Here is an 11,013-nt window from a genome sequence, read left to right as displayed (position 1 = left end):
CCCACCACCCGCCCCGCCCACCGGAGGAACCCTCGTCGTGACCATCGCGCTGAGCCAGTCGACCCTGACGACCCTGCCCGAGGCGGTGCCTCGTCCGACCTACGACCGCGGCGCGGTCCGCACCGGCGTCGTGCACCTCGGCGTCGGTGGCTTCCACCGGTCCCACCAGGCCGTGTACCTGGACCGGGTGCTCGCCCGCGGGCACACCGACTGGGGGATCTCCGGTGTCGGGGTGCTGCCGATCGACCGGGCGCTCAGTGACGCGCTGCGGGCCCAGGACGGCCTCTACACGCTCGTCGTCAAGCACCCGACCGGGAGGACGGAGCGGTCGGTCGTCGGCTCGCTGCTGGAGCACCGGCTCCTGGCCGGCGACCTGCAGGCGGTGCTGGCGACCATGGCCGCGCCGACGACGCGCATCGTCACCCTGACCATCACCGAGGGCGGGTACAGCACCGACAAGGGCACCGGCCGCTTCGAGCTGGACGACGCGCTGCGCGCCGACCTGGACTCCCCGGAGGTGGGCACCGCGTTCGGGCTGCTCACCGCCGCGCTGCGCCGCCGCCGCGCCGCCGGCACACCCCCGTTCACGGTGGTCTCCTGCGACAACGTCGAGGGCAACGGCCACCTGGCGCGGCAGACACTGGTGGCCTTCGCCCGCCTCCAGGACGAGCACACCGGTGACGACCTGGGCGACTGGGTCGCCGAGCACGTCGCCTTCCCCAACTCGATGGTCGACCGGATCACCCCGGCCACGACGGACGACGACCGGGCCCAGCTGACCGCCGGGACCGGCATCGTCGACCGGTGGCCGGTGGTGGCGGAGCCGTACCTGCAGTGGGTGCTCGAGGACTCGTTCTGCAACGGCCGGCCGCCGCTGGAGGAGGTGGGGGTCCAGCTCGTCGCCGACGTGCGGCCGTACGAGCTGATGAAACTGAGGCTGCTCAACGCCAGCCACCAGGTGATGTCCTACCTCGGGTACCTGGCCGGCCACCGGCGGGTGGACGAGGTGATGGCCGACCCGCTGTTCATCGAGCTGGTCGAGCGCTACATGCGCGACGAGGCCACGCCCACGCTCCCGCCGGTGCCGGACACCGACCTGGACGCGTACCGGCGCACGCTGCTCGAGCGCTTCGCCAACCCGGCGGTGAGCGACACGCTGGCCCGCAACTGCGCCCAGGGGTCCGAGCGGATCGCGACGTTCGTGCTGCCGGTCGTCCGTGACCAGCTCCGGGACGGCGGCCCGTTCGACCTCGCGGTGCTCGCCGTGGCGGCCTGGGCGCGGTACGCGACCGGGGTCGACGAGGACGGCGAGCCCATCGCCGTGGTGGACGCCCGCCTGGACCGGCTCACCCCGCTGCTCGACCGGCCCGAGGACGTGTCGGCGATCCTGGACGCGAGCGAGGTGTTCGGCGACCTGGCAGCCGACGAGCGCTTCCGCGCGTCCTACGTGGAGGCGGCGGAACTGCTCCGTCGGCTCGGCGCCCGCGGAGCGGTGGCCCACCTCCTCGGCCGGTGACCGCCGGCCGGCGGGGTCAGCGAGTGGGGTCCAGGGTGAGCTTGCCGCTGGTGCGGCGGGCGCGGAGGTCCTGGTGCGCCTCGCGGACGGCGGTCAGCGGGTAGCGGCCACCGGACACCGGCTGCAGGGCGCCGTCGGCGACCAGCGGCAGCAACTCACCCATCGCCTGGTCGAGCATCTCCGGGCGGCTGAAGCAGTGCGCCAGCCAGAACCCGATGACGGCGCGGCTGGTGCCCATCAGCGAGGGGACGTTGACCGGCCGCGGGGCCTCGCGACCGGCCATGCCGTAGGCGACGAGCCGGCCGAAGGGCGCCAGCGCGGACAGCGACCCGTCGAGCACGTGCCCGCCGGTCATCTCCAGGACGACGTCGACCCGCTTGCCGCCGTTGGCCTCGCGCAGGGCGGCGGTGAACGTCTTCGGGTCGTCGTCGGCGAGGGCGGGGTCGACGGTGGCGTCGGCGCCCAGGGACTCGGCGAGCTCGCGCTTCTCGGGGCTGGAGGCGGTCGCGATGACCCGGCCGGCGCCCCAGCGCTTGGCGAGCTGGACGGCGAGCGAGCCGACCCCGCCTGCGCCGGCGATGACCACCACGGACTCGCCCTCGGCCAGGTGGGCGGAGGTGCGCAGCAGGTGCCAGGCGGTGGCGCCCTGCAGGACGACGGCGAGCGCCTGCTCGTCGGTGACCGCGTCGGGCACCGGCCAGGTCAGCCGCGGGTTCGTGGCCACCTGCTGCGCGTAGCCGCCACCGGCGAGCAGCCCGACCACCCGCGGGCCGCCCCCGCTAGGTGTGCCGACGAACTCCGCGCCCGGGATCAGCGGGAGCTGCTGCGGGGCGAGGTAGCTGTCCTCGGTCTGGTGGGTGTCGGCGAAGTTGACGCCGGAGGAGGAGACGTCGAACAGCTGCTCGCCGTCCGCGGGGACCGGGTCGGGCAGGTCGACGACGTCCATGACCTCGGGGCCGCCGAAGCGGGTGATCTGCACAGCTCGCATGCCCGTCAGGCTAGGGCGCGGCCCTTGAGAGCCGGACGCGGGAGGCGGACACCGTCGCGGTCCCTCGACGAACCTTCGAGGGCATTCGCAGAAGGACTTCGTCAGGTCGGGGTAGGAGAGGCTTGTGCTGACGCGCCGACAGTTCCTCTTGGTGACTGGCGAGATCGCGGGCGCCGGCCTGCTCGCTGCTTGCGGCATCCGGCTGTCGGACGGACTCCGTGGTGGGGCCGGGCAGGCAGATGGCGCAATTCTGACGGCGCGCCCGGGAGCAGCGCCGACCGGGTCCTCGGATGGTCCACCGAGCACTCCGGGCACCCATCCGCTGGGTCTCGAGGCCGACCGGGACCCGCTCTTGTACGTCCCGCCGACCGTCGCTCCGGATACGGCGGCGCCGCTCGTCCTGACCCTGCACGGAGCGGGGGGCGACGCAGCCGCCGGACTGGCCCTGCTGCAGCCTCTGGCGGATGAACGTGGCCTGCTGCTGCTGGCGCCGGCGTCCCGCGAGACGACGTGGGACGCCATCCGCGGTGCCTACGGGCGGGACGCCGCAGTCATCGACCGGGCGCTGACGCGGGTGTTCTCCGGGTTCGCGGTCGATGCGGGTCGAGTGGCGGTGGCCGGGTTCTCCGACGGTGCCTCCTACGCACTCGGCCTGGGCATGGCCAACGGCGACCTGTTCCGGAGAATCGTCGCGTTCTCCCCGGGCTTCGTGCCGCCGGGGGCGGAGCGCCAGGGCACCCCGCTGGTGTTCGTCTCCCACGGCGACGCCGACGAAGTCCTGCCGATCGACCGGACCAGCAGGAGGATCGTGCCCGGACTGCGCGACGACGGGTACGACGTGACGTACCGCGAGTTCTCCGGGCCGCACACCGTGCCGCCTGACATCGCCCGCGAAGCCGCGGACTGGCTGCGTTGACTCTGGCAGGCCCGTGATCTCCGGCGGTCCGTGGGCTGACAGGGCACCGCTTTGACGTGCTGAGTCGGACCTCCGATGTACCTCGCGCGCCATAGCCGCTACCGGTCGATTCTGCGACCCGAATGCGCGCTCGCGGCTGCTCATCTCTACCGCATTCCGCGGATTCTGCTTAATCTTTCATCGTGCCCGATTGGGACGTGACCGCGCTGGCAGCTCTGCACGAGTGCAAGCAGGCCCTGGAAGAACGCGAAGTCCTGGCGTGGCTGCGCCAGGCGACGCGGATGATGTGGCGGCCCAACGCCGAGCGCTACGAGCCGTCCCACCTGTTCGACACGCCACGGGGGGTCGCAGGTCTGGCGTGGGAGAACCTGCGCGAGCGCATGTTGGCCGACTACCGCTCGCCTCGGGCCCCGTGGCGGGCGCGAGGCGTACGCCTGACCGTGCCGCACGGTTCGCTGCTGATCCACGTCGATGACCTGGCGGTGCATGTGATCAAGGCCCCGGGCCTGCGGCTCCGCGAACCGGAGTGGGCCCGCTTCGTCTGGGACACCAGCACCACGCGTCACGCCGCCGCCCGGAACGCTGGCGACGGCGTGCTCCCGCCCCCGCCGATGGAGGGGCAACTGGCGTTCGACTTCGACATCCCCTGGTCGGGGCGGTGCCCTGTGTGGCGGGACGTGTTCTTCGTCTGGGCCGGGGACACCACGGGACTCACCGCGGGCTGGCTGGGCCTGCCGCACCTGGGCCCACCACGATGGCTCGCCGTCACCCCGCTGTGGCGCGATGACATGACCGCCGCCGCCGAGGCCACGACGGACGACGTCCCACGGGGCCCGGCGGCGTCGGCGTTCTCCGAGCGCGACGTCCCCGAGGCACCCGTGTCCTTGAAGCGGAGGCCGGAGCAGGCCACGCGATGACCGAGCAACCTCCGCGGGTCGCCGCCGCGCGGCGGCGCCGCAGTTCGGGGTCCGTGGCGGATTTCGACGGCCGCCGCCTGGCGGTCGGCCGTCGCCTGGCCTGCATGACGCGGGCGGAGCTGGCTCGGCGCATCGAGGTCACCCCGGCCGCGGTGACCCAGTTCGAGCGCGGAGCGGCCCGCCCGACCACGACGGTGCTCACCCGTCTCGGCCTCACGCTCGGTATGCCGGAGGAGTTCTTCTCCCGCGGCCTCGACATCCCCGAGGTGCCTCCCTCGACCGCGCACTTCCGTTCCCTCCGGAGCACCCCGGCCAGACGGCGCGAGCAAGCCCTTGCCTTCGGGGAACTGGCGCTGGCGGTGCTGGATCTGGTCGAGCGGTACGTCGACCTGCCTCCGATGCGTCTCCGGCCGATCGGCCTGCCTCCGCAGCCGTCCGGAGCGGAGATCGCCGATGCCGCGCGCAGAGCGAGGCGGGAGCTGTCGGTCGGCACCGGACCCGTTCCGCACGTGGTCCGCCTGCTGGAAGCCCACGGCGTGCTCGTCGTCCGACTGCCGGCCGAGGGCTTCGATCCTCGGGTCGACGCCTTCTCCGCTTCCGAGACGGCGTCAGGCCGCCCTCTCGTGCTCATGTCCCCGCTCAAGGACGACAAGGCGCGCAGCCGCTTCGACGCCGCTCATGAACTCGGGCACCTGCTGATGCACGGAGGAAGTGAGGCCGGGTCCACGGTCGTCGAGTCCCAGGCCATGTCGTTCGCCGCCGAGTTCCTCATGCCGCAGGCCGAGATCGAGGACTGTCTGCCGACGCGTGTGGACTGGGAGACGTTCCATGCCCTGAAGCGCCACTGGGGTGTCAGTTTGAAGGCGCTGGTCTACCGGGCGCACGAGCTCGGGCGTCTGCCGGATCTGTCTTATCGCCGCGCCAACCGGCAACTCAAGACGTGGGGGCACCCCGAACCGGGACCGCTCGGACCACCGGAGAGCCCCAGCGTCCTGGGGGCCGCTGCCGAACTCCTGGAGCAGAGCGGGACCCGACTCAGCGCCTTGGCGGAGGCCGCCCGTATCCCGCTGGAGTCCCTGCACGCGGTCGTCGCGGCGGGGCGAAGTGACAGACCCAGGCTCACCATCGGGCCCCGGTGAGTCCCGCGGCGGTCGTCCCTCTGCCGGTGGGGCGTGGACCTGCCTCTCACGACAGGAGGTGGTGGGTGTCAGCGAAGTCGACGCCGCTGGAGCTGATGTCGAAGAGCTGCTCGCCGTCCCCGGGGACAGGGTCGGGCAGGTCGACGACGTCCATAACCTCGGGGCCGCCGAAGCGGGTGATCTGCACAGCACGCATGCTGGTGAGGCCATGACCTGCTGCGACAGGGCAGCGCACGGTGGCGGTCCCGGGTCGCCGACGACGACTGGTCGGGAGAGGCAGCGATGAGCGAACGGCGCACCGCGACCATCGTCGGTGGTGGCCTGGCGGGGCTGTCCGCAGCCAGCTCACTGGCCCAGGCCGGTTGGCGGGTCCTCGTGCTGGAGCGCGCGGCTGAGTTCGGGGAGGTCGGCGCAGGCCTGGCGATCACCGGCAACGGGATGGCGGCGCTGGACGCTCTCGGGGTCGCCGCACACGTCCGGTCAGCCGGGTACGAGACGTTCGCGGCTGGCACCCGGGACCGGCGGGGCCGCTGGCTGCTCCGGATCCCGCCGGTGGGAACGGACGGGGCGGCTGCGGTGAACCGCGTGTGCGGCGTTCACCGGCAGCGGCTGCACGCGGTGCTCCTGGCCGCCGCCGGCGAGTGTGACCTGCTCACCGGCGCACGCGTGATCGACGTGCAGGCGGGCGTCCCGTCGGGGATGCCGGCCTCCGTCACCTGGTCGGACGGCGCAGGACTGCACACCCGGACCTCGGACCTCCTGGTGGCAGCCGACGGTGCCCGCAGCACCGCGCGCGGGTTGCTCTTCCCACGAGCGGGTGTGGCCCTGCAGTACAGCGGGTGGACGAGCTGGCGGGCGGTGGTGGACGACGACCGCATCACCTCTGCGGGCTTCGCCGTCTGGTGGGGGCCGTCTGCGGAGTTCGGCGCCGTGCGGATCAGCGACAGCCAGGTGTACTGGTACGGCTACTTCCGCCATCCCGCCGGGCAGGCCTTCGCAGACGAGCTCGCCGCGGCGACCGAGCAGTTCGCCGGCTGGGCGCCGGAGGTCAGCGCGACGGTGGCCGCGACCAGTGCCACGAAGCTCCTCCGGCACGACGTCCACCACCTTCCTGGCGGACTCCCGACCTTCGTGTGCGGCCGCACCGTCCTCATCGGCGACGCAGCCCACGCCATGCTGCCCACGATGGGGCAGGGCGCCAACACCTCGCTCGAGGACGGCGTGTGTGTGGGGCGACTGATCGCGCAGCCGGTCGACGCCGGGATGCCGCTGCCTGACGCGCTGGCCGCGTTCGACAGCGCCCGACGTCCGCGGTGCCGGCAGATCGCCCGCCGCTCGCTCCTGACGGCTCGGTTCGGCGCGCACGTCCCGGGAGGCCTGCCACAGGTCCTGCGAAACGCGGCGATCAGGGCGATCCCGGCGGGTCCGGCCGTGGCTGCGGGTGCGGCCGTGCTGCGCTGGACCGCGCCCGCTCGGGGTCCGGACACTGACCGGCCGAGCTCGGGACGTCTGGTTCCGTAGGTGTCCGCGGCTGCGTACGGACCCGCCGAGGATCCGGATGGCCCGCCGAGGACCGACGCCCGGCGCGGCTCTGCCTCTTCCAGGTCTCTGGACGAGGCTCAGGGGCGGGGTGCTCCCACCGTCGACGCTCTGGCAGGAGCCGGATGGTCCTTCCGGCAGCTCCAGTCCCTCCGGTAGCGTCCCGCGCAACCTCCGACGGCGAGGAGTTCTCCCGTGCCGGAACCGTTCGCCTTGGCCGACGTCTCCATAGTCACCGGCGACGCCGACGGGACCGTCTTGGCTGCTCAGAGCGTCGTCGTAGGAGCAAGCGGCGCGATCGAGCGAGTCGGGCCGACTGCGGACACGCCCGCCCCACCCGGGTACCGGCTCATGGACATGCCCGGGCACCACCTCGTGCCCGGCTTGATCAACGCCCACGCCCACTTGTTCTCCAACGGCTTGCCGCTTCCGCCGTTCCTCGTCAAGGAGTCCACGGCGGCGCTCGTCACGAAGCTGGGCCGCAGCCCGATCGGGCGGCGTCTGTTCAAGAGGCGCGCAAAGACCAATGCCCTGATCCAGTTGCACTCGGGAGTGACGACAATCCGCACGGTTGGCGACACCGGCTATGAGGTTGTCCACGTTGCGGGCGAGATCGATCGGGGTGACTACCTCGGGCCGCGCGTGCTGGCCTCTGGGCCGCTGCTCGCGATCACCGGAGGACATGGAGCACCTCAGATCGCTCTCACCAGCGATTCACCGTGGGACGCGCGCCGCAACACCCGCAGGAACGTCCAACGTGGTGTCAAGGCGATCAAGATCTCTGCCACCGCGGGCGTCACGGACGCGCGCGCGGTCGGTTACGCCGGGCGGCCGGAGATGACCCAGGAGGAGATGACGGCGATCTGCGAAGAGGCTCACAACGCCGGCATCCGCGTCGCCGCGCACGCACAGAGCGCGGACGGCATCTACGCGGCCCTCCGCGCCGGGGTCGACACGATCGAGCACGGTGCGCGGATGACGTCGGAGATCATCGATCTCTTCCTCGACAACCCGCGGTCGCTCAACGGCTCTTCGGCGCTCGTCCCGACGTTGCTGGTGTGTCTTCCGCTGGTGGAGTTCGCCCAGGAGATCACGGGTGCCAGTGACATCGTCAGGGCCAACGCGACCATGGTCCTCGACGAGATGGTGCAAGGCATCCATGCCGCCCGTGAGAACGGGATTGCGATCGGCATGGGAACGGATTCGGCGCTGACCTACGTCACGCACTACGACGCATGGCGCGAGATGGACGTCCTCGTCCGTTACGGTGGCCTCACCGCGGCCCAGGCGCTGAACTCCGCGACTCAAACGAATGCAAGGATCCTCGGCCTCGACGATGTCACTGGATCGATCGAGCCCGGTAAGGCCGCTGACCTGGTCCTGCTCGACGGCAACCCACTCGACGGGTTCCGTGCCTTCGTGAACCCGCGGATGGTCGTCGCTCGAGGTGCCGTGATCGACAGCCCGTCGGTCACTCGATACCCGGACCTGGACACTCAGCTCGACTCCTTCTGAGCGGCTGACCGAGGTCGCTCCCCAAGCCGCCTCCGACCAACGGATGACCGCGAGGCTGCCGAACACAGCCCGCTGGCCGGACGCTGATCTACCTCTCACGACTCCCGGTGGTGGGTGTCGGCGAAGTTGACGCCGGAGGAGGAGATGTCGAACAGCTGCTCGCCGTCCCCGGGGACCGGGTCGGGCAGGTCGACGACGTCCATGACCTCGGGGCCGCCGAACTCGGTGATCTGGACAGCACGCATGGGCGTGAGGCTATGACTTGCTGCGGACGTGAGTGGTCCCACCCTGACGAGCCCGTCACCACTCACGGTCTACGGCCTCTCGGAGGGGCCGGAGCAGCTGGCGAGCGCCAAGCGGCGATGGTCGTGAAGGACGTCGAAGGCGTACGGGACGTCGACACCAGTGCTGGCCGTCACCGCTATCATCGACGGGTGACGATGATTCCGCCATCGCTCGTCGCCGCACTCCCGAAGCCGCCGGTCGGGGAGGTCCGCGCCTCGTCTGCGACGGCCTGCCTGTTCCGCAGCCTCGGCGACCCGAGCAGGCTGGCGATCGTGCACCACCTGGCGGTCGGCGGTGAGCACCGCGTGGTGGACCTGACGGTCCACCTCGGTCTGGCCCAGTCGACCGTGTCGGCTCACCTGGCGTGCCTGCGGGACTGCGGCCTGGCGACCTCGCGACCGCAGGGCCGGTCGTCGCTGTGGTCGTTGACCACCGCACCGGAGCTGCTCGAGGTCCTGGGCGCGGCCGAGCGGCTGCTGGCCGTCACCGGCGATGCGGTCGCGGCGTGCGCCACCTACGGCGAGGCGGCCAACTGGTGAGCCGCACGCACGCGCACGCCGCCCCGGAGCTCAGCACGGCGGACCGCGCCCGGCTCGGCCGCCGCGCGCAGTTGCTCGCCGGCGCGAGCGTCACCTACAACGTCGTCGAGGCGGTCGTCGCCGTCGCCGCAGGGGTGGCCGCCGGCTCGGTCGCCCTCGTGGGCTTCGGGTTGGACTCCGTCGTCGAGGTGTCCAGCGGTCTGATCGTCCTGTGGCAGTTTCGGCACCGGCTGCCGGAGTCCCGCGAGCAGCAGGCGCTGCGTCTCATGGCCTTGTCCTTCTTCGCCTTAGCTGCCTACGTGGGTGTTGAGTCCGCGCGTGCCCTGTTCTCCCAGGGCGATCCGGACAGCTCGCCGGTCGGGATCGGGTTGGCGGTCGCGTCGTTGGTGGTGATGCCACTTCTCTCCTGGGCGCAGCGGCGCACGGGTCGGGCGCTCGGGTCGAACGCGGTCGTGGCCGACTCCACGCAGACGCTGCTGTGCACCTGTCTGTCGGCGGTCCTCCTGGTCGGTCTGCTGCTGAACGCGACTCTGGGCTGGAGCTGGGCCGATCCGGTCGCCGGCCTGGTCATCGCGGTCGTCGCCGTCCGCGAGGGTGTGCAGGCCTGGCGGGGCGAGGGGTGTTGCGCGCCGGCCAGCCCCGGTGGGCACTCTCCTGCCGGCAGCGACGCCGACGGACGCGGACCTCGGTGCGGCTACGGATGCACCAGTGGGTGCTGCGCCCCGGTTGCACCGCAGACCCTGCAGCTGACGGTCCGCCCGCCGGACTGATCGCCGCCACCGCGGCGCAACTGGCGTCGAGACAACCGGCACCCATCGAACGGGACTGCCCATACGTCGGGTGAGCCCCTCCGCTGGGTCATCGGCCTGTCCTCCAGCGGAGGACCTCTCGGGGAGTCGAGTGGCGTCCCTGCCCGAGTCGGACGCAGCGTCCGCCGTCCTCCAGAGACGTGGACGTATCCTCCGGTTCTGACGTCGAGGAGGTCGGATGGTGGTCCAGGCGGACCCGAGCACGCGGAAGTCGCGTTCTGACGCGGAGCGCAACCGGCTGCACATCCTCGAGGTCGCGGAGGACTTCTTCGCCGAGCACGGTGTGAGCGGACCCATGCAGGACATCGCCAAGCGGGCCGGTCTCGGACCGGGCACGCTCTACCGGCACTTCCCCACCCGGGAGTCCCTCCTCGCGGCGCTCATCAAGGCGCGGTGGGAGGGGTTGGACGCCCGTCGGTCCGAGATCGAGGCCGAGCACGGCGACCCCCTCGCAGCCCTGGAACTGTGGTTGACCGCGTTGGGCGACTACGTGACCGTCTTCGACGGCCTGCCCGGCCCTCTCCGGGAGGCCCTGAGCGACACCACCTCGCCGCTGGCCATGACGTGCGAGTTGCTGGTCGAGGCGACCGGGCAGTTCCTCAGGGCGGCGCAGGCCGCCGGGAGCGCCCGCCCGTGGGTGCGCGACCGGGACCTCGTCCTCACGGTTCTGGCGACGGCGTGGGTGAGCGGTGCGCTGCTGGCCGACGAACGGTCGGGGGACGCCCTGCGCGCCATCGTGCGAGAGGGATGGCAGACCCCCTCCCCAGCCTGGGAGTCCTCGCCGCAGTCGTGATCTGACGCCCGCGAGCGCTCGGTGGCAGCGGGACCGTAGCCGCGTAGCGCAGGTCCG

At 71.9% G+C, this 11,013-nt stretch carries 12 protein-coding genes; 9 read left to right on the top strand and 3 right to left on the bottom strand.

The window, feature by feature from the left end; all coding sequences use genetic code 11:
• On the top strand, positions 1-1,516 hold a 1,516-nt coding region (locus FHL79_RS13010), incomplete at its 5' end, for a mannitol dehydrogenase family protein (protein ID WP_246080727.1).
• A gap of 16 nt (positions 1,517-1,532) precedes the next feature.
• Here FHL79_RS13010 and FHL79_RS13005 read toward each other — a convergent pair.
• Entirely contained in the window at positions 1,533-2,504 is a 972-nt protein-coding gene (locus FHL79_RS13005) for a quinone oxidoreductase family protein (protein WP_138759012.1), read from the bottom strand.
• Between the two features lie 352 nt (positions 2,505-2,856).
• On the opposite strand from FHL79_RS13005, the gene FHL79_RS13000 reads away from it, so the two are divergent.
• The 3 genes from FHL79_RS13000 (at position 2,857) to FHL79_RS12990 (ending at position 5,476) form a co-directional block, all read left to right on the top strand.
• A complete protein-coding gene (locus FHL79_RS13000; protein ID WP_246080726.1) occupies positions 2,857-3,420 on the top strand; it encodes an alpha/beta hydrolase in 564 nt (187 codons plus the stop codon).
• 197 nt (positions 3,421-3,617) lie between these two features.
• Positions 3,618-4,337, top strand: a complete 720-nt coding sequence (locus FHL79_RS12995) for a hypothetical protein (protein WP_138759011.1) — start codon at positions 3,618-3,620, stop codon at positions 4,335-4,337.
• Complete coding sequence (locus FHL79_RS12990; RefSeq protein ID WP_138759010.1) at positions 4,334-5,476, top strand: helix-turn-helix domain-containing protein; 1,143 nt, start codon at positions 4,334-4,336, stop codon at positions 5,474-5,476. The genes FHL79_RS12995 and FHL79_RS12990 overlap by 4 nt, the downstream gene beginning before the upstream one ends.
• A 46-nt stretch (positions 5,477-5,522) precedes the next feature.
• On the opposite strand, the gene FHL79_RS12985 is transcribed toward FHL79_RS12990, so the two are convergent.
• On the bottom strand, positions 5,523-5,672 hold the full coding sequence (locus tag FHL79_RS12985) for a Zn-dependent oxidoreductase (RefSeq protein ID WP_138759009.1): 150 nt from the start codon (positions 5,670-5,672) through the stop codon (positions 5,523-5,525).
• An 86-nt stretch (positions 5,673-5,758) separates the two neighbouring features.
• Here FHL79_RS12985 and FHL79_RS12980 point away from each other — a divergent pair, with 86 nt between their 5' ends.
• The gene (locus FHL79_RS12980) at positions 5,759-6,997 is read left to right on the top strand and encodes an FAD-dependent monooxygenase (RefSeq protein ID WP_138759008.1); all 1,239 of its coding nucleotides are present in this window, start codon (positions 5,759-5,761) and stop codon (positions 6,995-6,997) included.
• Between the two features lie 213 nt (positions 6,998-7,210).
• Positions 7,211-8,530, top strand: a complete 1,320-nt coding sequence (locus FHL79_RS12975) for an amidohydrolase family protein (RefSeq protein ID WP_138759007.1) — start codon at positions 7,211-7,213, stop codon at positions 8,528-8,530.
• 95 nt (positions 8,531-8,625) lie between these two features.
• Here the strand turns inward: FHL79_RS12975 and FHL79_RS12970 are convergent, their stop codons facing one another.
• On the bottom strand, positions 8,626-8,775 hold the full coding sequence (locus FHL79_RS12970) for a Zn-dependent oxidoreductase (protein ID WP_138759006.1): 150 nt from the start codon (positions 8,773-8,775) through the stop codon (positions 8,626-8,628).
• Between the two features lie 195 nt (positions 8,776-8,970).
• Here FHL79_RS12970 and FHL79_RS12965 point away from each other — a divergent pair, with 195 nt between their 5' ends.
• The 3 genes from FHL79_RS12965 to FHL79_RS12955 all read left to right on the top strand — a co-directional run bounded on the left by FHL79_RS12965 (position 8,971) and on the right by FHL79_RS12955 (position 10,956).
• Positions 8,971-9,354: an ArsR/SmtB family transcription factor gene (locus FHL79_RS12965; protein ID WP_138732618.1), complete on the top strand. Its 384-nt coding sequence runs from the start codon at positions 8,971-8,973 to the stop codon at positions 9,352-9,354.
• The gene (locus tag FHL79_RS12960; protein ID WP_138759005.1) at positions 9,351-10,124 is read left to right on the top strand and encodes a cation diffusion facilitator family transporter; all 774 of its coding nucleotides are present in this window, start codon (positions 9,351-9,353) and stop codon (positions 10,122-10,124) included. Before FHL79_RS12965 ends, FHL79_RS12960 begins: the two co-directional genes overlap by 4 nt.
• Before the next feature lie 217 nt (positions 10,125-10,341).
• Positions 10,342-10,956, top strand: coding sequence for a TetR/AcrR family transcriptional regulator (locus FHL79_RS12955; protein ID WP_138759004.1), 615 nt, complete (start codon positions 10,342-10,344; stop codon positions 10,954-10,956).
• Positions 10,957-11,013 lie beyond the last annotated feature (57 nt).

The organism is Modestobacter altitudinis, from assembly GCF_005930475.1.
Taxonomy (GTDB): domain Bacteria; phylum Actinomycetota; class Actinomycetes; order Mycobacteriales; family Geodermatophilaceae; genus Modestobacter; species Modestobacter altitudinis.
Note: the sequence above shows the minus strand (reverse complement) of the source record. Positions and strands in the feature narration are given on the sequence as shown.

What these genes read in the sequence shown, in the direction of transcription:
- FHL79_RS12970 (WP_138759006.1), bottom strand. Translation starts at nt 8,775, where the DNA reads ATGCGTGCTGTCCAGATCACCGAGTTCGGCGGCCCCGAGGTCATGGAC.
- FHL79_RS12965 (WP_138732618.1), top strand. Translation starts at nt 8,971, where the DNA reads ATGATTCCGCCATCGCTCGTCGCCGCACTCCCGAAGCCGCCGGTCGGG.
- FHL79_RS13005 (WP_138759012.1), bottom strand. Translation starts at nt 2,504, where the DNA reads ATGCGAGCTGTGCAGATCACCCGCTTCGGCGGCCCCGAGGTCATGGAC.
- FHL79_RS12990 (WP_138759010.1), top strand. Translation starts at nt 4,334, where the DNA reads ATGACCGAGCAACCTCCGCGGGTCGCCGCCGCGCGGCGGCGCCGCAGT.
- FHL79_RS12955 (WP_138759004.1), top strand. Translation starts at nt 10,342, where the DNA reads ATGGTGGTCCAGGCGGACCCGAGCACGCGGAAGTCGCGTTCTGACGCG.
- FHL79_RS12985 (WP_138759009.1), bottom strand. Translation starts at nt 5,672, where the DNA reads ATGCGTGCTGTGCAGATCACCCGCTTCGGCGGCCCCGAGGTTATGGAC.
- FHL79_RS12980 (WP_138759008.1), top strand. Translation starts at nt 5,759, where the DNA reads ATGAGCGAACGGCGCACCGCGACCATCGTCGGTGGTGGCCTGGCGGGG.